We start from the raw sequence: 21,397 nt of genomic DNA, 5'->3' as shown, positions 1-21,397 counted from the left end.
GGCGGGCAGTGTGCACATGGCCCCCGCCGAGCACGGCGGAATCCGCAGCACGCTTCATGGTAATGCGGCATCCATGGTAGGTGCCGATGACCAGCGACATCGCGCCGCATCCGCCGCTACCGCCGAGGCGATAGCCGTTTCTTCTCACCGTACCCGTGTGTCGGCCGTCGGAGCGGGTGGGAATCCGCTGGACCGGAACCTGTTTCAGCGCGGGTGTCATACGATATGAGTCGTCCGTCGTGCCGGACGCCGTGAACCTGATCTACCAGGGGCAACCCGTTATCCGACGGCACGTGACGACACCAAAGGGCAGCGCGGCTCAAAGGCATCCGTTATACGGCACCCGATTAATGTGAGCGGATCGAGTTCCTCCGGTCTCGATCCAAGGCAGCCTTCCACGGAACCAAGCGTGGGTAAAGGGATGCGCGAATATCGCTGGATATGCCACAGGGGGCAGGACGAACCGTTGTGGGCGACCACAATGGGCGGTGAGACGGCTCGGGTGGGAGCCACATCGGAAGGAGCACCGGGCAGCGTGATCACGAGATTGACGCCGCAGGACGCGTCGTTCTATCGGCTCGAGTCGAGCAGCAATCCGATCCATATCGGCTCTCTCGCGATCGTCCGAGGTAGCGACTCCGCACAGGAGGAAACGGCACTCGACTACGACAGACTGGTCGATCTGGTGGAGAGCAGGCTTTCGCTGGTCCCCCGCTATCGCAGGAAGGTGCGCGAAATCCCGTTCGCGCTCGGCCGCCCGGTCTGGGTGGAGGACAGCCATTTCGATATCACCTATCACATCCGCCGCTCCGCACTGCCCGCTCCGGGCAACGACGGCCAGCTGCACGATCTGGTGGCGCGGCTGGCGTCGCGACCGCTCGATCAGAGCCGCCCGCTGTGGGAGATGTATTTGATCGAGGGCCTGGCGCAGGGCCGGTCCGCGATCTTCACCAAAACCCATTCGGCGCTCGTCGACGGGGATACCGCACTCGAGATCGGGCACGTCATCCTCGATACCAGCGCATCACCGCGCGGTATCGCCGATGACGCCTGGGTGGCCCCACGCGAACCCAACGAGATGGAACTGATGATCGGCGCGCTCACCCACCTGGCCGCGCAGCCGCGCGAGGCGCTCGAGGTCGCGCGCGATGCGAGCGCGCAGGCGTTCTCGGTGGTCGAGGCCGCGGGAAAGGCGGTGGATTCGATGGTTTCGGCCGTGCGTGCGGCCACCATCGGCGCACCGGACAGCCCATTGAACGCCAAGACCTCACGCAACCGCCGCTTCGATGTGGTGCGCACCGATCTCGAGGACTACCGCAAGATCCGCAAGCGCTTCGAATGCTCGATCAACGATGCGATCCTGGCCGTCGTCACAGGGGCGCTGCGCAATTGGCTGCTCTCGCGCGGTGAGGCACTCACCGAATCGACCGTGCTGCGCGCGGTGGTGCCCATGTCGGTCTATGTCGAAGGCATCGACGACCAGCTGAAACCCGCCAGCGAGGTCTCCTCGTTCCTGATCGATCTGCCGGTGGGCGAACCGAATCCCGTGATGCGCCTATCGCACATCTCCCATGCCACCGAGGCCGATATCAAGCATCGGCGCGGGGTGCGGGCGCGCACCCTGGTGCACCTTGCCGGCTTCGCTCCGGCGAGCCTGCATGCGATGAGTGTGCGGGCGGCGAGTACGTTCGCAGAGCACACGTTCAATCTGGTGATCACCAACGCACCGGGTCCGCAGACCCCGATGTATATCGGCGGCGCGCGGATGCTGGAGATGTATCCGGTGTCGCCGCTGCTGCGCAACCAGGCCTCGAGCATCGGGATCACGTCCTATGACGGACGCGTCTTCTACGGACTCAATGCCGACCGCGACGCGATGGCCGATATCGGCGTGCTGGCCGCGTCGGTGCACGAGTCCATGGAGGAGATGCTCGGTGCCTGCGTCTGAGAACATCATGCGGGTCTATATCCCCGCCACCGTGCCGATGCTGCGGGAGCTCGTCGCGAACCGGGAACTGCGACCGACCGGCGGAACCGCTTTCGCGGTCACGCCGACGCTGCGCGAGGCCTACGCCTCCGGTGACGACGATGAATTGGCCGAGGTGGCGATGGCCGAGGCTGCGCGGGCCTCGCTGCGCCTACTGGCCGCCGAGCGCGAGGAGGCCACCGAGGCGTCCGACGACGAGGACACCGACGCCGACGACACCGCCACGACCTATCACAGCCCGGTCTATCGACGCGCGGTAATCGCCGCCGATGTGACCGGCGCGAAGCTGCGCCCCGATCTCGACGACGCAGTGGTCCGACTGGCCGGATCGATCAGTTACGACCGGATCGCGTCGGTGCACGTCGACCTGGCCGAGGCCGAACCCGAGGTAGCCAAGGCGGTAGATGTCATCGATGCCGCCGACCTCGGCGATGCCGATGCCGAATTCGTGCTCGGTGATGCCGAGGACCATCAGCTGGCCTGGTACGCGGCCCAGGAATTGCCGTTCCTGCTCGAATTACTGTGACGGGCAACCTACACGTCACGTAGTAACCTACGATGCCGTAACCTGGCTGCGAGGCGGCCTCACCGGTCGCTACGACAGGGAGACGAACGGCGGCAATGGTCTTGAAAAAAGCGGCACTCTCGGTGCGCACAGTCCGGGAGTGGCTGGAGGCTCCGGCGGCGGACGTCGCCGAACGCGGTGGACGGCTGAACGTGCTGCGCGGCGCCGTCGCGCGCGTCACCACGCCACTGCTGCCCGACGACTATCTGCATCTGGCGAATCCGCTGTGGTCGGCGCGTGAGCTGCGCGGCCGAATTGTCGAGGTGCGCAAGGAAACCGCCGATTCGGCCACCCTGGTCATCAAGCCGGGGTGGGGCTTCGACTGGAAATACGAGCCGGGTCAGTACATCGGTATCGGCATGCTGGTCGACGGCCGCTGGCACTGGCGCTCCTACTCGCTGACCTGCCCGCCGAACTGGACCGATCCGGAACATCGCGGCAAGCGCCTGATCTCCATCGCGGTCAAGGCGATGCCCGAGGGGTTCCTGTCCAGCCACCTTGTCAGCGGGGTCGCCGCGGGCACCATCGTCCGGTTGGCCGCACCGCAGGGCGGTTTCGTGCTGCCGTCGCCGCCGCCGGAGAAGGTGCTGTTCCTCACCGCGGGCAGCGGCATCACCCCGGTCATGGCCATGCTGCGCGCGCTGGATCGCCGCGATGTGGTCACCGATGTGGTGCACGTGCACTCCGCGCGCACCCGTGACGATGTGATGTTCGGCGCCGAACTGCGCGATCTGCACGATCGCCACCCCAGTTTCTCCTCGCATCTGCACCTCACCGATGAGCAGGGCCGGTTCTCCCTGACCACATTGGACGAACAATTCCCGGATTGGCGCGAGCGCCAGACCTGGGCCTGCGGTCCGGCCGCCATGCTCGACGAGATCGAACAGCACTGGCGCGAGGCGGGCATCAGCGACCGGTTGCATGTCGAGCGCTTCGAGATCGAGCGCTCCGCCGTGGGTGAGGGCGGCACCGTGACATTCGGCAATACCGGGCGCACTGTCGAGGTCGACGGCGCGACCAGTCTGCTGGAGGCTGGCGAATCCGCCGGTGTGCAGATGCCGTTCGGCTGCCGGATGGGCATCTGCCAAACCTGTGTCATCACACTGACTTCCGGACATACCCGCGATCTGCGCAATGGTGACGAGCGCCGCGAGGGTGACAAGGTGCAGACCTGCATCTCGGCCGCAGCGGGCGACTGCACACTCGACATCTGAGACACCGACACTCGCAGACGCACCGTCCCCGGGGGATCCGCCAGGTACCCTCGAGATAAATTCAGTCAGGGAAAGGACCCCGGTGGCCATCGCCGATATCAAAGCGTTCGCCCATCTCACGGCGGCTGACATCGAAACACTGGGGCAGGAACTCGATTCCATTCGGCGGTCCGTCGAACTGTCCCGCGGCGAGCGTGACGCAAAGTACATCCGGCGCACCATCGCGGCACAGCGTGGCCTGGAAGTGCTAGCGCGCGCGGTGCTGTTCGGCAGCCGCAATCGGTGGGCTTGGCTGACCGGGACGGCGCTCCTGTCGGTCGCCAAGATCATCGAGAATATGGAGCTCGGGCACAACGTCAGCCACGGGCAATGGGACTGGATGAACGATCCGGAAATCCACTCCGGCACCTGGGAATGGGATATGACCGGGCCCTCGGCGCAGTGGCGGCGGGCGCACAACTATTCGCACCACACCTACACCAATGTGCTCGGCAAGGATGAGGATCTCGGCTTCGGCATCCTGCGGATGACCCGCGACGAGCAGTGGCGGCCGATCCATCTGATCCAGCCGCTGGCCAATATCCTGCTCGCGGCCACCTTCGAATGGGGTATCGCGCTGCACGACTTGAGCATCGAGAAGGAGCTCTCCGGCACGCCGCCCAAGGAGCGGATGTCGGAGCCGAACAAGGAGTTCGCCCGCAAGATAGCCCGCCAGGTGGCCAAGGACTTCCTGTTCTACCCCGCGCTCACCGGACCGGCCTTCATGTCGACGCTCAAGGCGAACGCGACCGCCAACCTGGTGCGCAACCTGTGGGCATATGCGGTGATCTTCTGCGGCCACTTCCCCGATGGCGCCGAGAAATTCACCATCGAGCAGCTCGAGGGCGAGACCAGCGGCGAGTGGTATCTGCGCCAGATGCTCGGCAGCGCCAACTTCAAGGCCGGACCCGCGATGGCCTTCATGAGCGGCAACCTCTGCTACCAGATCGAACATCACCTGTTCCCCGACCTGCCGAGCAACCGGTATCCGGAAATCGCCGAGCGGGTCCGCGAATTGTGCGACAAGTACGACCTGCCCTACACCACCGGCTCCCTCGGCAAGCAGTATCTGCTGGCCTTCCGGACCATCCACAAGCTCGCACTGCCGGACCGTTTCCTCAAGCGCACCGCCGATGACGCACCGGAGACCTCCTCGGAGCACAAGTTCGCAGGTATCTCACTGCCCGCCATGCCGTCGATGCCCAATGCCGAGCGCTGGGCCGACAAGTGGAACGAGACGCACTGGCTGCCCGTCGACCCCGAGACCGGTAAGCGGCGCGGCCTGCGTTCGGCGCTCAACGAGGCCAAGGTGGTGCTGCGGGAGACGGCGCGGCACGAGAAGGAAGTGCTGCGCGAGGCCAAGCTGGCGCTGCAGGAAAAGGCCCGTCAGGAGAAGGCGACATTGCAGCGTAAGGCCATGCGCGAGCGGGCGATCCGCCGCATCCGCCGCCGTAAGTGACCTAGCATCCCCCAGCCGCATTCGCAATGGGGGATTTGCCACACTCCGGAGACACACCTCGCAACCTACGGTCTCGTAACTTACGGTACTGTAACCACCATGGCGATTTCGGATGTCAAGGAATACGCGCACCTCACCGAAGCCGATGTGGAGGCGCTCGGTGCGGAGTTCGACGCGATCCGGCGCGATATCGAGTCCACGCGCGGTGCTCGGGACGCGCGGTATATCCGCAATGTCATCCGACTGCAGCGTGCGCTCGAGATCAGCGGCCGCGCGGTGCTGTTCGCCAGTTTCCTGCCGCCCGCCTGGTTCGCCGGTGTGGCCCTGCTCAGCACGGCCAAGATCATCGAGAACATGGAGATCGGGCACAACGTCATGCACGGGCAGTGGGACTGGATGAACGATCCGGAGGTCCACTCCAGCACCTGGGAATGGGATAACACCGGCCCGTCCAAGCACTGGAAGCAGACGCACAACTATCTGCACCACAAGTACACCAATGTGCTCGGCATGGATGACGACATCGGCTACGGCCTGCTGCGCGTCACCCGGGATCAGCGGTGGAAGCCGTTCAATATCGGCAATCCGGCCTACAACCTGCTGCTGCAGCTGTTCTTCGAATACGGCGTGGCGATCCAGCATCTGGAGCTGGGCAAGGTGCACCGGCTGAAGGAGGGTTCGCCGCAGCGGGCCGAATTCGAGGTCAAGCGCCGCGAGGTGCTGGTCAAGATAGGCAAGCAGGTCGGCAAGGATTACCTGCTGTTCCCGCTGCTGACCGGGCCCGCCTTCTTCTCGACGCTCACCGCGAACCTGACCGCCAATATCATCCGCAATGTCTGGACCAATGCGGTGATCTTCTGCGGCCACTTCCCCGACGGCGCGGAGAAATTCACCAAGGCCGATATCGACGGCGAATCCAAGGGCCAGTGGTACCTGCGCCAGATGCTGGGCAGCGCCAATATCTCGGGTGGTCCGGTCATGCACTTCATGACCGGCAATCTGAGCCACCAGATCGAACACCACCTGTTCCCGGATCTGCCGAGCAACCGCTACGCCGATATCGCGGTGCGGGTGCGCGCCCTGGCCGAGAAGTACGACCTGCCCTACACCACCGGTTCGCTTCCGGTGCAGTACTTCAAGGCCTGGCGCACCATCCTGAAGCTGGCACTGCCGAACAAGTACCTGCGCGCGACCGCCGACGACGCCCCCGAGACCGCCTCGGAGCGTAAATTCGACGGCGCCATCATGCCGAGCTTCGATCCGGTCACCGGTAAGCGGCGCGGCCTGCGCACGGCGCTGAAGGATGGCCGCCGCCGGTTCGCCCGGCGGGCCGTCGCCGCTGGCTGACGCACAGTTCGTAGGCGAAGGTGCCCACGGAAGTCCGTGGGCGCCTCAGTCTTTCGAGTATCCGGAAGCGAGTACCGACAGCATCCGGCTGCTTGTAGCCGGATGCTGTCACGACGGCCACAGCCGGTGAGCGCGGGCAGCCGTTGACGAGTCGTGCGGCCCGAGTCAGCCGGGGTGCAGGTTGGCGCGCAAGCGCATCCTCTCGGGTGTCGGCGAGAGCGAAAGGTTGCGGCTGGTTGACTGGGGCCGTGTGTGCTGAAGATCTGAGCGTTTACGAGGCCATCCGGATGCGGCGGGATGTGCGGGCCGAGTTCACCGGTGACCTCGTCGAGGATGCGACGCTGTGGCGGATCCTCGATGCCGCGCATCGCGCGCCCAGTGTCGGCAATTCACAGCCGTGGGACTTCGTGGTGGTGCGCGAGACCGCGACGCTGCGCAAGTTCGCCGATCACGTCGCACAGAAGCGGATCGAATTCCGGGATGCACTGCCGCCGGAGCGGGCGGCAACCTTCGAACCGATCAAGATCGAGGGCATTACCGAGAGCGGCACCGGCATTGTCGTCACCTATGACCACGACCGCGGCGGCCCGCAGGTCCTCGGCCGCGCCACCGTCCCCGAAACCGGCATCTACTCAGCGGTTCTCGCGATCCAGAACCTCTGGCTGGCCGCCACGGCAGAGCAGGTCGGCGTCGGCTGGGTCTCGTTCTACGACGCCGAATTCCTGACCGATCTGGTCGGCCTACCCGACAGCATCCGCCCCGTCGCCTGGCTGTGCGTCGGCCCAGTGCACGAATTCCAACAGGTACCCGACCTGGAACGCCTCGGCTGGCGCACCGGCCGCGCCCTCACCGACGCCGTCCACCAGGAAACGTTCCGCACGCCACCGAGCTGAGTCGAATGCTCACCGAGCGTAGTCAAATGGCTGCGCCAGCAACATCCGACTCCCCTCGACAAATGCTCGAGAATGCAACCCCGGCCGGTCGACCGAGCTGAGAGCTGCGGGCCTGCCCGCCGGTCCGCGGGAGATGAGCCGGGTACGACACCGACGCGCCCAGCACTGCGACTACAAAACCGCGGGACAGCTAACACCCCAGGGGCGGCAGACCCGAGGGCAAGACAACAGGACCCACCGCAGCACGCTCAGAGAAGCCCACTGCCGCAATAGTCTTGGCCCTTGCACGGTCGAATCTATGGGAAGGATGCTCGGGGCTGTCAGACGCGTTCCAGTACTGCCGAGGCGCCGATTCCGCCAGCGGCGCAGATGCCGAGCAGGGCGGCGTTCTTTCCGGTGCGGGCCAACTCGTTGGCCATTGTGGTGACCATGCGTGCGCCGGTCGCGCCGAATGGATGCCCGAGCGAAACCGAACCGCCGTGCACATTGAGCTTGTCGACATCGACCTCGCCGACCGCAGTATCGCGATCGAGGCGGGTCTTGGCCCATTCGTCGCTGTTCAGCGCGGCGAGTACGGACAGCGTCTGGGCCGCGAATGCCTCGTGGATATCGACCAAATCGATATCGCCGAGCGACATTCCGGCCTTGTCGAGGGCGCGCGGCATAGAGATGGCCGGGCCGATCAGCACCTGATCGGTGGGGTCGACGCTGACGTAGCTCCAGGAGCGGAAGGCGGCCAGCGGACGGTAGCCGAGGGCGTGCGCCCGCTCCTCGCTCATCAGCAATACCGCGGACGCACCGTCGGTGAGCGGGCTGGCATTGCCCGCGGTCACGCTGCCGTCGCGGGCGAAGACCGGCTTCAACTTCGCCAACTTCTCGACGCTGGTATTCGCGCGCACCAGTCCGTCGCGCGTGACATCCGCACCTTCGGGGGTGCGCACCCGCAGCACCTCGTCGTCGAAGCGGCCCGAATCGATGGCCGCGGCGGCCCGGTGGTGTGAGCGCGCCGCGAATTCGTCCTGATCCGCGCGGCTGATGCCGTGGATGCGGGCCATTTTCTCGGCCGACTCCCCCATCACCTCGCCCGTGGTGCGTTCGGCGATTTTCGGTCGGCTCGGCAGCAGATCGGTGAACGGCGCGAGCTGACGTGCCGCCGCGAGATAGTCCTTCGGCTTCGGTTTGCCCAGTGCCAGCGGCGCACCGGCATGCACCAGCTTCTGCGGCAACTTCACCTCGGCATTGCTGGTCGAATCGCTGCCACCGGCGATCATGATGTCGTATTCGCCGCGCTCGATGGCCGCCACCGCCGATGTGATCGCCTGGAGTCCGGAGGCACAGGCCCGCGTCACTGTGTAGCCCTCACACCCAGGGTCGAGACCGAGATCCAAGGCGATTTCACGCGCGATATTCGGCGCGGCACTCGGCAGAATTACGCCACCCCACACGATCGCCTGCACCTGGGCACCGGGCAGCCCGGTCCGCTCCAACAATCCACGCACCGCGGCATCGGCCAGCGCGATCGAATCCATTCGCGTGTAATCGCCGAACGCCTTGACGAACGGCGTCCGCGCTCCGGAAACGATGACGGCACGGCGAGCAGCACTGGTAGCCACGGGGTCTCCTCCTCGAGAGATCTACCCCACAAACTTACTTGGAAGTAAGTTCCAGGTCCAGACCCGAGAGTACCCGGCTCAGCGATCCCCTCCATCGCCGCTGAGCCGGGCGTTCTCCACAGACCCGCTGCGCCCACTTTCGCAAGCACATGGGTAACTCCATCGGGCCCAAAAGCAGCCCGGCACTCAACCGCCAGCCCGCGACGACACTGTCGGGGCACCCACGGCCGACAAAGGCCCGCGGAGGCGGATGAGCGGCGCCCGTCCCGGCGAACGCCCCTGCTCGTCTCGGAACCCGCAAGGTCGACGTCGACACCACTCGGCGCGTAGGAACAGTAGCAATCTTTCCATCAGTTTTTCAAACTTTTTCTATGAAGTTGTCTTTTCTCCCAAAAGAGCTCTACCATGAGGCTCACTATGCAAAGCCCTTCGGAGCTGTCGCGACATAAGCGCTTCGGCCGAATCATCAAGGAACGCCGGGACGAACTCGGCCTCACCCAGATGCAGATCGGCGATCTGGGAGGGCCCTCCGCGCCGACGATCCGCAAGATCGAAGACGGCGATGCGACCATCAGCACGCACACCCTGAACAAGCTCGACGCCCCATTGCGCTGGCTGCCCGGGAGTGCGGCACGCACCTATGCGGGCGGCGATCCGACCCCGCATGAGGTCGCCACGCACACCCCGAACACCGACGAGTCGATCGTCTCCGGACCCGATTCGATCCGCTTCGAACTGTCCGACCTGACCGGACTGCTCGCCGCCGCCGGTCGGCTCAACGATGCGGTCGAGCGCGGTCGGACCACCGAACCCCATCTGGTGTCGGCCATTTCGGATCTCAACGGGGTCGTCTCGCGGCTGTCCGCCCGCTATGCCACCGCGATGTTGGAACGCAACGGCGGACCCGGCAAAACCCTGCACCCGTTGGTCGCGATGGCGTTCTCCCATCTACTCGACGTGCCCGCCGAGTCCAGCGATCCCGCCGACCTGGAGGAACGCCGCTATCGTCGCTGGCTGGCCGGACGCGCGGAGGATGTGGACGCCGGCACCGAGGGCCGCTTCCGCGCACGCTGGCTGGCGGTCAATCCCGGTGCGGCATCGATTCGAAACGGCAAGCAGTAGAGGGCAGTACAGATGACCGACGATGCGACGAGCCGAGCGCGACTGACGCTCAGCCACAAGGTGAATCGACTATTCGCGACCGTGCACCCACGGTCGCAGCCCGAGCGTACGACGGCCGCGGTGGCCGAACAGATCGGCGCGCAATTGGGCCGCACCATCCCGCAGGACCAACTCGACCGGCTGCGGCGCGGCGAATTCGATTCCGCGCCGGTCGGATCCGAACTACTCACCGCCATCGCGCAGTGCTTCGGCGTGAGCGCCGACTACCTGACCACAACGGGCGCGGCCGCGGCCGCGATCGATCGGGAACTCGAATTGCTGGCCACCATGCGCGATGCGAATGTCGCCAGCATCGCGCTGCGCGGATCCGATGTCGATCTCGCCACGCTGACCGCGCTCATCCATCGCTCGGATCAACCGGTCGAGCGACCATAGACCGGGCAGTTTCCGAAGACTCGGTAGCATCGTCGGTTGCATGGGGCGGGACCGCAGCGCTGTAGGAGATTGCCGACGAATGCCCGGTATGGAGAACCGGTTCCGGGAAGTTTCCCGGGACGTACCGATACCGTCCCCGTGGAATCTGACGGCATACCTCGATGCCATTGCCGATCATCGCGGTCGCACCATCACCCTGCAACCGGTCGATACCGCACTACTCGCGGGCACCGGCTGCGGTACCGGCAGCGGTCTGTGGATTGCCAAGCGCGACAGCGACATCATCGTCTACGGCGCCGATACCACCGAATGGCATGCCGAGCACATCATCGTCCATGAGCTGGGTCATATGCTGCTCGGCCACGGACCGGAATCGGCGACCGAACCGCCCGCGCCACAACCGATGTCGGCCCTCGCGGAACTGCTCCCCTCGATCTCCCCGGAGTCAATCGCCTATGTGCTCGGGCGCAGCGATTACACAACCGCCCGCGAACGCGATGCCGAAACCTTCGCCGACCTGGTCATGCTGCAGGCCATGCGCCCGCGACGCCGAGATTCCTTGCTGCACAGAACCTTTTTCCGCGAACGGCTCCCCCGCCTCCCCGGACCTCACGCCGGAGATTGAGTGCCACGACACCAACGTCGCGGACCGGCGATCGAAGCTTGGCCGAGGTTTGGACGTACCCGATCAGTTACCCATGTGCTTGCGAAATCTGTCGTGACGCCGAGCAGGCAGACAGCGCGACTCTCCGGGCACCCAACTCATGGGCTGAATACCCGGAGAACAAGTGTGGCGAATGACTATGCGAGCCTGATCAGTCCATAGTCGAATGCGTGGCGACGGTAGACAACAGACGGTCGGTCGGTCTCTTTGTCTTGGAAGAGGAAGAAGTCGTGCCCGACGAGCTCCATCTGGTAGAGGGCGTCGTCGACCGACATAGGGGTCGCGGAATGGACTTTGGTTCGGACGATATGGCCAGGGCCGGCCGCGTAATCCGGTGACTCCGTTTCGGGCCGGGTCCGTTCGGCCTCGGGATGCTCGTGTGCGGTGGCGCCCTCCGCCTGCGCGAACAGTGATTCATCGATCAGATCGGCGGTCGCCTCGGCCACCGAGACCGGGGTCTTGTCCCCATAGTGGACGCGGCGGCGATCCTTGGTTCGACGCAGTCGGCTCTCCAGCTTCGCGGTCACCGATTCGAGGGCAGCGTAGAAGCTGTCCGCACATGCTTCCGCCCGGACGACCGGGCCCTTGCCGCGTGCGGTGATCTCGACGCGTTGGCAGGCCTTGCGCTGACGACGATTGCGTTCGTGGAACAACTCCACATCGAAGATGAATATCGACGGATCGAAGCGTTCGACACGGGAGAGTTTCTCCGCGACGTAAATTCGGAAATGATCGGGAACCTCCACATTGCGGCCTTTCACCACGACATCGCCGCGCGGCGCGCGAGGTCGGTCCGCTGTGGATTGCTCTGTCGCATCCAGGGTGCTGTCATCGAGCACCGGGGCCTGTGTTTCTTTCACAGTGAGGGCGTCTTTCACTGAAGGTCGTGAAGAAGTCGTCACGCGTACCTCCCGGATATGGCCGCACAAACCAGCGTGCGTGCGGCGGGATGAGCCGTGCCGATAGACAATCTCTCGGCACATGATGTCCGAGGCGCCACCTCCAAACTCCCGGTTCGGGTGTGTGATCGCGACGCTAGTACGTCAACGGGCGGTCCGCCACTGTTCACGCAAATTTCCCGGAGTCAAGCCGAACACGTCACCAACACGGCACGTACCGGCACCCCGATCCGGTCGAGAACGCGTACTGATTCGCGAGCGGTAGCGCCGGTCGTGAGCACATCGTCGACCAGTACGAACTCGGCATTCGCCGCGATCTCCGAGCCGGCTCCGGCACCGGGTCGAGCCACGATCCGACCGCGCAGATTGTGTTGCCGCTCACCGACTGTCAAGCCCACCGAATCGCGCACACCCCACCACACACGCAACATCGGTATCACCCGGCTATCGGGCAGCCACCGCACCGCCGCCCGGCTCGTGCGCACCACCGGATCCCCGCCGCGGCGACGTGCGGCCGCCCGTCGACTCGGTGCCGGGATCAATATCAGCGGCCGCTGGTCATCGCGCAACCGTGCCAGACCGTCGGCAAGCGCCAGCCCCAGCGGCTCTGCCAGATCGCGACGCCCGTGCTCCTTCGCCGCGAGCACCGCCCGCCGCGCCGGACCCGCGTACGTCCCGAGCGCCCAGCACGGCACACCCGGATCGGTGCGCGGCCGCACCCGCGTCGGCGGCCCGGCCAGAGTGGCCGCACAGTCCGCACACCAGCCCACCCCCATCACACCGCATCCGGCACAGGCGGCGGCCAGAATCAGATCCAACAGGGTTCGCATCGCCCGAGTCTGCGCCCGCCCACCGACAGATTCGCGAATAACGGTGTCGCGGTACTCGTTTCGGCGCCCGACGATCAGCCAGGGAGCACCGGGACCGAGTTGTCGCCGTTGAGGCCGGGCACCTCCCGCCAGAAGCGGTCGGAGGTCTGATCGCTGTACTGGAGTTGGAGCACCGCGCGCGAATCTCCCACGTACTCGGCTTCCGGAGAGGCACTGACCACCCGAACCGGCGCGGTCAGATTCTGGCTGATCTGCGGGGTCGGCTGCGATCCGTCGATCGCAACAGTCGTCAGCGGATCGACATTGCCCTCCCTCGCGATGACGATCGCATCCGCGGTGAGCCAACTCAAAGACACCGCTCGCGTGCTGAGGGTGAGCGCTAGTTGCAGCGGCGAGGTGAGGGCGTACTTGCCGTCCGGGCGTCGTTCGACCACCGCCACATAGACCTTGCCGTCGGCGATGAGCGCCGCACGCACGCCTGTGCGCGATACCCGCAACTCGGTAATCGGCAGCCGCAGCGCCGATCCCTGCGCCGAGGCCATCAGTGCCGAGATGTCCACATCCTGCACCGAGACATTTCCGGTGGCGCGATCGTTGACCGCGCGGATGACCCGCTCACCATCGATCACAGCCCAGGCGGCGGTTCCGTCGGCATTCCAGGACGGCCGGCTGATGGTGGAACCCGCGGCGACCGGGAAGGCGTTGCCGCCGTAGCTGCCGACCATCAGAGTGCGCGGCGGCTCCGGTGGCGGCCGTCCGGCATCGGCGACCGCGGCGACCAACTGGCCGTCGGGGGAGAGCGCGACCGACTGCAGATTGTTCACCGCGCCGAAGTAGCCGGGCGGGGTGATCATTCCGCTGTCGGTGACCTGCACCAGCGAGCCGTTGCGCAGCGCGTGTAGCCCGATCTGGTTGCGCGCGTAGACAGCTGGGCTCAGCTGTTCGACATCGGCGACCGACCAGCCGTTGGCGGCGAAGCGATCGTCGAACGGTTTGCCGTCGGCGAGCAGCATGTACGGGCCGAGGATTTCCGCGCTCGCGAGCGTGAGCACCACCTGTCCGGCCAGCAACTCCTTATCGCGCGGAGACAATCCCGAAGCACCTGCGAAGTCGATGCGCACCCCGCCGAGCCCGACGCCGACATCGTTGTCATCGTTGTTCGGTTTGGTTATCGGGCCGCGCAGAGTCACCGGTGGTGCGAATTCATTGCGCACGACCGGGGCGAGTGCGGGCTGGGTGCCCTCGGCAAGCAGGCCGAGCAGGCGCTGGGCCAGCTGGTTCTTGGCCACCGAAATCCAGCGCAGATCCGGGACGACGCTGGTACCGGTCGGGTCGACGAAGTACAGGATGTAGCGGCGGTAGGATTTGGCGAAGGCGGTCTGCTCCATCACCACGCCGTCGGGCAGCTCGTCGATGCGCCATTCGCCGCCGACCTTGCTCATTTCGATCTTGTTTTCCAGGGGCGCGTCGATGGCCCGATAGGCGCCGTCGGCGGCCAGTTCGCCGACCTTGTGCGCCCGGATCACATAGGTCGCCTTATCGCCCGAGCGCGATTCGCGCAGGGTATCGGCCTTGTCGACGATCAGGGTGCCCGCCGCGTCGTCCCACTGCGACGACGCCGACGGCGTCATGTACTGGCGTGCGGCCAGATGTCGGTTGGTCGGATCGGCGGTGGCCTGCAGGAAATCGCGCAGTAGCAGGTCCGGATCGCGACCGCCGATGGGCGCCGGCGGGCCCTCGGAGGTGGGCTGGCGGTTGATGGTGCCGAGCGCCTGCGGTGCGGAAGATTCCGGCAGGCTCGCGCATCCGGTGAGTACCAACAGCGCGGCCACGGCGGCTGCGCCCAGTGCGGACAGCCGTAGCGTTTTGCGCCTCGGATACGAGCTACGCATCCTCATGACTGTACGTCCCCGCCGTCACCCGGCACGCTGTGCCCGGTCTGCTTCGGCTCGGTGGATTCGGTTTGCTCGGCCTCCGCTCCGGTGCCATTGGTCGGCACGGATCCGATCGGACCGACGCCGTTCGAGTCGTTCGCATCCGCCGCGTCGGTGTCCGTCGAATCCTCCGCGACCGCATCGGTTTCACTCGGGGCCGATTCGCCACCGTTGGTCTCGACGCGGATCATCGACAGGTCCGTGACTGTCGCTTCGGTCGCCTCATCGGTGCTCGGATCCTCGGGCGGTTGCGGATCGACCCGCGGCGCCGGCAATGCCTTGCGCAACACCGGTTCCAGCGGCATCGGGCTCGCGCCCATCTTCTTGCCGCGCACCAGCGGCAGGGTGAGCCGGAAGCTCGCGCCGATACCGATCTCGCCCCAGGCCTCGAGTTTGCCCTCATGCAGATTGGCGTCCTCGACACTGATCGACAGACCGAGTCCGGTGCCGCCGGAACGCCGCATCCGCGACGGATCCGAGCGCCAGAACCGGTTGAAGACCAACTTCTCCTCACCGGGCCGCAGGCCGACACCCTGGTCGCGCACGATTACCGCGACCGCATTGGCCTCGACATCGCCGCGCATCCGGATCAGCACCGGCTTGCCCTCGCTGTGGTCGATCGCATTGGCCAGCAGATTGCGCAGCACCCGCTCCACCCGTCGCGGATCGACCTCGGCGACCAGCGGCTCATCCGGCATATCGATGACCACCTCGACACCGGATTCCTTGGCAAGATGCCGCACGGTGGAGATCGCCGCCCGCGCGCACATCCGCACGTCTAGCGATTCGACCTGAAGTTCGGCCACACCGGCGTCGTGGCGGCTGATCTCGAGCAGATCGTTGAGCAGACCCTCGAAGCGGTCGAGTTCGGTCACCAACAATTCCGAGCTGCGGGCCAGCGCAGGATCGAGATCGTCGCTGCTGCCGTGGATGAGATCCGCGGCCATGCGGACGGTGGTCAGCGGGGTGCGCAGCTCGTGGCTGACATCGGAGGTGAAGCGGCGCTGCAGATTTCCGAACTCCGCAAGCTCGTTGATCTGGTTGGACAGACTTTCGGCCATTTCGTTGAAGGCCTGGGCCAGCCGCGCCATATCGTCCTCACCGCGCACCAGCATGCGTTCCTTGAGCCTGCCGTCGGCGAAGCGTCCCGCGATCCGCGCGGCCGACCGAATCGGCAGCACCACCTGCCGGGTGACCAGTGCGGTGATCGCGGCCAATAGCACCAGCAGTACGACGCCGCCGATCAACATGGTGCCGCGCATCAGCGACAGGCTGCGCTCCTCATTGGTCAGCGGGAAGATCAGGTAGATCTGCAGTGTCGGGATCTCCGCGCTCGGGCTGCCGATGATCAGCGCCCTGCCGTGGTAGCCGTCCGGATCCGCGACCGTGGCGAACTGGTAGCTGACCTGGTTGCGCGCGACGAAGCGGCGCAGTTCCTCGGGCACCTCCTGGATCGGCCCGGTCGAGATCGGCTGCTGTGGGGTACTGCCGACAATGCTCAACGCGGAATCGAAACTGCCTGCGACACCAGTGGATTGACCGGTACCGCCGCGGTTGGACAGCGCATTGCGGGCATCGATCAGGCGCTGCTGCTGGGTGCCGATATCGTGCACACCGGCCAGCTGGCTCTCCACCGTATTGCGGGCGCGATCCATCTCCTCGACCGCGCCGTTGATCTTCGCGTCGATCAATCGATCGGTGATCTGACTGGTCAGCACCACACCGAGGATCGTGATGACGATCAGCGACAGGGTGAGCGTGGACACGATGACGCGCAACTGCAGCGAACGCCGCCAAACATGACCGAGGGCGCTGCCGACCTCCTTGAGCCAAGCGACCACCGGCGCGAGGGATTGTTCGAGACGCTGCACCAGTCCGGGCGAGGCGGTCGAACGATCCGCATCGCCACCGATCACGGCTTCGCCTCGCTGGCGCTCGGCTGCGCCGTTCTCGCGAACGCTGTGCCTATGGTTCGCTCGCTGCGCTCGCTCATGCCTACGCCTCGCTGGCGCTCGGCTCCGACATGACCGAGCGACTCGGCCGTGCCTATGGTTCGCTCGCTACGCTCGCTCACGGTGGTCCGGCCTTGTACCCCACACCGCGGACGGTCAGCACGATCTCCGGATTCTCGGGATCCTTCTCGACCTTCGCGCGCAACCGCTGCACGTGCACGTTCACCAGACGAGTGTCGGCCGCGTGCCGGTAGCCCCAGACCTGCTCGAGCAGTACTTCACGGGTGAAGACCTGGCGCGGTTTGCGGGCCAGCGCGACGAGCAGATCGAACTCCAGCAGTGTCAGCGAGATCTGCGCACCGCCGCGGGTCACCTTGTGCGCGGGCACATCGATGACGATATCGGCGATGGAGAGCAGCTCGGCGGGCTCTTCCTCGGTGCGCCGCAGGCGGGCACGCACGCGGGCGACGAGTTCCTTCGGCTTGAAGGGCTTGACGATGTAATCGTCGGCACCGGACTCCAGACCGAGCACGACGTCGACCGTATCGGTCTTCGCCGTGAGCATCACGATCGGAACTCCGGAATCGGCCCGCAGCACCCGGCATACGTCGATACCGTTCATGCCCGGCAGCATCAGGTCGAGCAGCACCAGATCGGGACGAATCTCCCGAACCGCCGCCAGCGCCTGCGTGCCGTCGCCGACCACATGCGGGTCGAACCCTTCCCCGCGCAAGACGATCGTCAGCATCTCAGCGAGTGCCATATCGTCGTCGACGACCAGAATCTTCGGCTTCATAAGTACTATGTTGTCATCTCTCGCGCTCGGAACGGGCCGCCACGCCAACACTGGTGCAATCCCGCCGCACATCCAACCTTATCCGGCAACAATTTCGACCAAACGAGTAGTGAGCGTCGCGGGATCGTCACCGGATCGGTATCTCGACCACGGCCCGTACCAGTCCCGTTCGGCCAGCTCACGGTACACCTCGCCGGTGCGCCACTGTAGTCCGCCGTCGCGCTCGTAGGCATCGAGGGCGCGACTGTCGTCGAGTTCGCCACGCAGCCGGGCACGCTCGGCCGCGACCTCGGTAGGCACATCCAGCAACAGCTGTAGCGTCGGCACCGGCAACTCGAACCGATCGAACTCCAATTCGCCCACCCAGCGCACGATTTCGCCGTCGGCCGACTGATGGAGGCGCGCAGCCGAATACGCGGCATTGGAGGCCACGTAGCGGTCCAGGATCACGATGTCGTTGTCGGCCAACAACTTCGACAGGTCATCGCGGGCCGCCGCCCGATCGAGCGCGAACATCAGCGCCATGCCGTGTACCGAATCGGCGAGATCGCCGTGGGCGCCACGTAATGCCTCGGCCGCGAGATCGGCGTGGATGGACCGGTCATAGCGTGGAAACGCGAGTGTTTGCGCGCGCAGACCCCGCGCGCGCAGGTTCGCGACAACGCTGTCGATCAGCGTCCGCTTCCCTGCGCCGTCGAGGCCCTCGACCGCAATCAACACGCCCATGGCGAGCAGGCTACCGCCAGGCTACGACATAGAGCGACAGCGCCCCGCCGACGGGCTCGGTCGGCGGGGCACAGGCCTTTTCAGCGCTATCCGCGGCGGCTCAGTAGCGGTAGTGGTCGGGCTTGTACGGGCCCTCGACGTCGACGCCGATGTACTCGGCCTGATCCTTGGTGAGCTTGGTCAGCGTGCCGCCGAGCGCCTCGACGTGGATGCGCGCGACCTTCTCGTCCAGATGCTTGGGCAGGCGGTAGACCTCGTTGTCGTACTCCTCGGGCTTGGTCCACAGTTCGATCTGCGCGATCACCTGATTGGAGAAGCTGTTCGACATCACGAACGACGGATGTCCGGTCGCATTGCCGAGATTCAGCAGTCGGCCCTCGGACAGCACGATGATGGACTTGCCGGACTCCTTGAACGTCCACAGGTCGACCTGCGGCTTGATATTCAATTTCGTTGCGCCGGAACGCTCCAGCGCCGCCATATCGATCTCGTTGTCGAAGTGACCGATATTGCCGAGGATGGCCTGGTCCTTCATCGCCTTCATGTGGTCGAGGGTGATGATGTCCTTGTTGCCGGTCGAGGTGATGACGATATCGGCCTGACCGATCGCCTGCTCCACGGTGACGACGTCGTAGCCGTCCATCAGCGCCTGCAGTGCGTTGATCGGATCGATCTCGGTGACCTGCACCCGGGCGCCCTGTCCCGCAAGCGATTCCGCGCAGCCCTTGCCGACGTCTCCGTAGCCGCAGATCAGTATCTTCTTGCCACCGATCAAAACGTCGGTGCCCCGGTTGATTCCGTCGATGAGCGAGTGGCGAGTGCCGTACTTGTTGTCGAACTTGGACTTGGTGACCGAGTCGTTGACATTGATCGCCGGGAATACCAGCTCACCCGCTGCCGCGAACTGGTAGAGCCGCAGCACGCCGGTGGTGGTCTCCTCGGTGACGCCCTGCACCGATGCGGCGATCTTGCCCCACTTGGTCTTATCGGTTTCGAAGCGCTCGCGCAGCAGGTTCAGGAAGACCTTGTATTCGGTCGAGTGGTCCTCGTCCTCCGGCGGCACCAGGCCGGCCTTTTCGAACTGCGCGCCGCGTAGCACGAGCATGGTGGCGTCACCGCCGTCGTCGAGGATCATATTGGCCGGCTCGCCCGGCCAGGTCAGCATCTGTTCGGCGGCCCACCAGTACTCCTCCAGGGTCTCGCCCTTCCAGGCGAAGACCGGGGTGCCCTTGGGCTCGTCCACGGTGCCGTGCGGTCCGACGACGACCGCCGCCGCGGCATGGTCCTGGGTGGAGAAGATGTTGCAGGAGGCCCAGCGGACCTCGGCGCCCAGCGCGGTCAGCGTCTCGATCAGCACCGCGGTCTGGATGGTCATGTGCAGCGAACCGGAGATGCGCGCACCCTTCAGCGGCAGCACCTCCGCGTACTCGCGGCGCAGCGCCATCAGGCCGGGCATCTCGTGCTCGGCGAGGCGGATCTCCTTGCGACCGAATTCGGCCAGCGACAGGTCCGCCACCTTGTAATCGATGCCGTTGCGGACATCGGCGGTCAGGGACGTGCGTGCGGGAAGTTCTGAGGTCGTCATCTGCCTCTATCAGCCTCTCCTGGTTCGTCAGTACCGGGTCAAGGCTAACCGCTGAGTGCACCCGACGGACTACGCGGTCACGCCATAGGACATCAGGATCCGGCGGCGCTTACGCGGCTGGATATTCGCGAGAGTGATGTCGCCGCCGTAATGGGCCAGTACGCGGTGATCCATGATGTGTCGCCACAGCGGTGGGATGGCCGCGAACACGATCATGGACAGGTATCCGGCGGGCAGTTGTGGCGCCTGCATCGAACTGCGCAGGGTCTGGTACCGCCGCCCCGGATTCGCGTGGTGATCGCTGTGCCGCTGTAGATGGAACAGGAAGATGTTGGTGACCAGGTGGTCGCTGTTCCAGCTATCGCGCGGCGAGCAGCGCACATACAGGCCATTGGGTCGGCGGGCCCGCAGCAGTCCGTAGTGCTCGATGTAGTTCACCGTCTCCAGCAGCATGACGCCGATCACCGCCTGCAGCGCCAGATACGGCAGCACGCGCCAGCCGAAGATCGCGATCAGCGTGCCGAACAGCACCACGCTCATTGCCCACGCCTGCAAGATGTGGTTGCCCAAGGTGAACCAGCCTTTGCCCTTGCGGGTAAGGCGCTCGCGTTCGAGCCGGATGGCGGAGCGGTATCCGCCGGAAATACTGCGCGGCAAGAACTCCCAAAGTGACTCGCCCAACCTGGCACTGGCGGGATCGTCCGGTGTCGCCACGCGCGCGTGATGGCCCCGGTTGTGCTCGACGAAGAAGTGTCCGTATCCGGATTGCGCCAGCGAAATCTTGGCCAACCAGCGCTCCAGATGTTCGACCCGATGCCCGAGCTCATGCGCCGCGTTGATGCCGATACCGCTGACGAACCCGAGAGTCATTGCCAGCCCGAGCTTGTCGACCACGGCAAGCTCGTCGCCGGCCCACATGATGGCGGCGATGACCAGGCCGACCAACTGAACCGGCAGGAAGAGATAGGTGCACCACCGGTAATACCGGTCGTTGGACAGCAACTCGTAATCCTCGTCGCGCGGATTGGTGCCGTCCACACCGACGACCCAGTCCAGCACCGGGATGACGATCAACACGATGATCGGCCCGATCCACCAGAAGACCGGGGCGCCGGTATGCAAGACCAGCTGCGATGGCAACAGCGCGATCGCAGGAGCGATCAGGCCGAGAACCCACAGATGGCGTTTAGGGTCGGGCGACCCCGCCGGTTTGCCAGCCGTTTGCACGTTTGCCCCGCTAAATAAGTTCCCTAACTCCGACGCATGAGAATACATACAGACCTTACGTCCGTTACACAGCAGCTTGGCACCGAAAGTTGTCAACCGTTACATGCGTG

The 21,397-nt window shown here is 65.3% G+C and carries 18 protein-coding genes; 9 read left to right on the top strand and 9 right to left on the bottom strand.

The window, feature by feature from the left end; genetic code table 11:
* The first annotated feature begins 535 nt into the window (after window positions 1–535).
* From ACIBJI_RS04790 to bluB, 6 genes are all read left to right on the top strand, one after another.
* Entirely contained in the window at window positions 536–1,948 is a 1,413-nt protein-coding gene (locus ACIBJI_RS04790; protein ID WP_364343946.1) for a wax ester/triacylglycerol synthase family O-acyltransferase, read from the top strand.
* A 7-nt stretch (window positions 1,949–1,955) separates the two neighbouring features.
* A complete protein-coding gene (locus ACIBJI_RS04785) occupies window positions 1,956–2,513 on the top strand; it encodes a DUF6912 family protein (protein ID WP_364344568.1) in 558 nt (185 codons plus the stop codon).
* A 95-nt stretch (window positions 2,514–2,608) separates the two neighbouring features.
* Window positions 2,609–3,766, top strand: coding sequence for a ferredoxin reductase (locus tag ACIBJI_RS04780; protein ID WP_364343949.1), 1,158 nt, complete (start codon window positions 2,609–2,611; stop codon window positions 3,764–3,766).
* Window positions 3,767–3,848: 82 nt separating this feature from the next.
* A complete protein-coding gene (locus tag ACIBJI_RS04775; RefSeq protein WP_364343952.1) occupies window positions 3,849–5,264 on the top strand; it encodes a fatty acid desaturase in 1,416 nt (471 codons plus the stop codon).
* 99 nt (window positions 5,265–5,363) lie between these two features.
* Complete coding sequence (locus ACIBJI_RS04770) at window positions 5,364–6,611, top strand: fatty acid desaturase (RefSeq protein ID WP_364343955.1); 1,248 nt, start codon at window positions 5,364–5,366, stop codon at window positions 6,609–6,611.
* Between the two features lie 248 nt (window positions 6,612–6,859).
* Window positions 6,860–7,504, top strand: a complete 645-nt coding sequence (bluB, locus tag ACIBJI_RS04765) for a 5,6-dimethylbenzimidazole synthase (protein ID WP_396957079.1) — start codon at window positions 6,860–6,862, stop codon at window positions 7,502–7,504.
* Window positions 7,505–7,824: 320 nt separating this feature from the next.
* On the opposite strand, the gene ACIBJI_RS04760 is transcribed toward bluB, so the two are convergent.
* Window positions 7,825–9,117 (bottom strand): acetyl-CoA C-acyltransferase, encoded by a 1,293-nt coding sequence (locus ACIBJI_RS04760; RefSeq protein WP_396957081.1) that lies wholly within the window; start codon window positions 9,115–9,117, stop codon window positions 7,825–7,827.
* A 417-nt stretch (window positions 9,118–9,534) separates the two neighbouring features.
* On the opposite strand from ACIBJI_RS04760, the gene ACIBJI_RS04755 reads away from it, so the two are divergent.
* From ACIBJI_RS04755 to ACIBJI_RS04745, 3 genes are all read left to right on the top strand, one after another.
* Window positions 9,535–10,239: a helix-turn-helix domain-containing protein gene (locus tag ACIBJI_RS04755; RefSeq protein ID WP_397083020.1), complete on the top strand. Its 705-nt coding sequence runs from the start codon at window positions 9,535–9,537 to the stop codon at window positions 10,237–10,239.
* Between the two features lie 12 nt (window positions 10,240–10,251).
* Window positions 10,252–10,674 (top strand): hypothetical protein, encoded by a 423-nt coding sequence (locus tag ACIBJI_RS04750; protein ID WP_364343967.1) that lies wholly within the window; start codon window positions 10,252–10,254, stop codon window positions 10,672–10,674.
* 79 nt (window positions 10,675–10,753) lie between these two features.
* Window positions 10,754–11,299 carry a hypothetical protein gene (locus ACIBJI_RS04745; RefSeq protein WP_364343970.1) on the top strand — a complete coding sequence of 182 codons (546 nt, stop codon included), beginning with the start codon at window positions 10,754–10,756 and terminating at the stop codon, window positions 11,297–11,299.
* A 176-nt stretch (window positions 11,300–11,475) separates the two neighbouring features.
* Here ACIBJI_RS04745 and hpf read toward each other — a convergent pair whose 3' ends face one another.
* From hpf to ACIBJI_RS04705, 8 genes are all read right to left on the bottom strand, one after another.
* Window positions 11,476–12,159: a ribosome hibernation-promoting factor, HPF/YfiA family gene (hpf, locus tag ACIBJI_RS04740; RefSeq protein WP_397083072.1), complete on the bottom strand. Its 684-nt coding sequence runs from the start codon at window positions 12,157–12,159 to the stop codon at window positions 11,476–11,478.
* A gap of 263 nt (window positions 12,160–12,422) precedes the next feature.
* Window positions 12,423–13,067, bottom strand: coding sequence for a ComF family protein (locus ACIBJI_RS04735; protein ID WP_397083018.1), 645 nt, complete (start codon window positions 13,065–13,067; stop codon window positions 12,423–12,425).
* Window positions 13,068–13,141: 74 nt separating this feature from the next.
* Window positions 13,142–14,959 carry an MtrAB system accessory lipoprotein LpqB gene (lpqB, locus tag ACIBJI_RS04730; RefSeq protein ID WP_397083015.1) on the bottom strand — a complete coding sequence of 606 codons (1,818 nt, stop codon included), beginning with the start codon at window positions 14,957–14,959 and terminating at the stop codon, window positions 13,142–13,144.
* 2 nt (window positions 14,960–14,961) lie between these two features.
* Window positions 14,962–16,842 carry an MtrAB system histidine kinase MtrB gene (gene mtrB, locus ACIBJI_RS04725; RefSeq protein WP_396957343.1) on the bottom strand — a complete coding sequence of 627 codons (1,881 nt, stop codon included), beginning with the start codon at window positions 16,840–16,842 and terminating at the stop codon, window positions 14,962–14,964.
* A 229-nt stretch (window positions 16,843–17,071) separates the two neighbouring features.
* Complete coding sequence (gene mtrA / locus ACIBJI_RS04720; protein ID WP_397083013.1) at window positions 17,072–17,749, bottom strand: MtrAB system response regulator MtrA; 678 nt, start codon at window positions 17,747–17,749, stop codon at window positions 17,072–17,074.
* Between the two features lie 78 nt (window positions 17,750–17,827).
* Window positions 17,828–18,475, bottom strand: coding sequence for a dTMP kinase (locus tag ACIBJI_RS04715; RefSeq protein ID WP_364343979.1), 648 nt, complete (start codon window positions 18,473–18,475; stop codon window positions 17,828–17,830).
* Between the two features lie 100 nt (window positions 18,476–18,575).
* Entirely contained in the window at window positions 18,576–20,060 is a 1,485-nt protein-coding gene (ahcY, locus tag ACIBJI_RS04710; protein ID WP_364343982.1) for an adenosylhomocysteinase, read from the bottom strand.
* A 69-nt stretch (window positions 20,061–20,129) separates the two neighbouring features.
* A complete protein-coding gene (locus ACIBJI_RS04705; RefSeq protein ID WP_364343985.1) occupies window positions 20,130–21,200 on the bottom strand; it encodes an alkane 1-monooxygenase in 1,071 nt (356 codons plus the stop codon).
* Window positions 21,201–21,397 lie beyond the last annotated feature (197 nt).

The sequence above is a fragment of the Nocardia sp. NPDC050408 genome, from assembly GCF_044458905.1.
Classification (GTDB): Bacteria; Actinomycetota; Actinomycetes; order Mycobacteriales; family Mycobacteriaceae; genus Nocardia.
Note: the sequence above shows the minus strand (reverse complement) of the source record. Positions and strands in the feature narration are given on the sequence as shown.

Bases quoted from the DNA above. Each gene is read 5' to 3' on its own strand.
- ACIBJI_RS04745 (WP_364343970.1), top strand. From the start codon at position 10,754: ATGCCCGGTATGGAGAACCGGTTCCGGGAAGTTTCCCGGGACGTACCG.
- ACIBJI_RS04770 (WP_364343955.1), top strand. From the start codon at position 5,364: ATGGCGATTTCGGATGTCAAGGAATACGCGCACCTCACCGAAGCCGAT.
- ACIBJI_RS04755 (WP_397083020.1), top strand. From the start codon at position 9,535: ATGCAAAGCCCTTCGGAGCTGTCGCGACATAAGCGCTTCGGCCGAATC.
- ACIBJI_RS04780 (WP_364343949.1), top strand. From the start codon at position 2,609: ATGGTCTTGAAAAAAGCGGCACTCTCGGTGCGCACAGTCCGGGAGTGG.
- ACIBJI_RS04785 (WP_364344568.1), top strand. From the start codon at position 1,956: ATGCGGGTCTATATCCCCGCCACCGTGCCGATGCTGCGGGAGCTCGTC.
- ahcY (WP_364343982.1), bottom strand. From the start codon at position 20,060: ATGACGACCTCAGAACTTCCCGCACGCACGTCCCTGACCGCCGATGTC.
- ACIBJI_RS04750 (WP_364343967.1), top strand. From the start codon at position 10,252: ATGACCGACGATGCGACGAGCCGAGCGCGACTGACGCTCAGCCACAAG.
- lpqB (WP_397083015.1), bottom strand. From the start codon at position 14,959: ATGCGTAGCTCGTATCCGAGGCGCAAAACGCTACGGCTGTCCGCACTG.
- mtrA (WP_397083013.1), bottom strand. From the start codon at position 17,749: ATGAAGCCGAAGATTCTGGTCGTCGACGACGATATGGCACTCGCTGAG.
- ACIBJI_RS04735 (WP_397083018.1), bottom strand. From the start codon at position 13,067: ATGCGAACCCTGTTGGATCTGATTCTGGCCGCCGCCTGTGCCGGATGC.
- ACIBJI_RS04715 (WP_364343979.1), bottom strand. From the start codon at position 18,475: ATGGGCGTGTTGATTGCGGTCGAGGGCCTCGACGGCGCAGGGAAGCGG.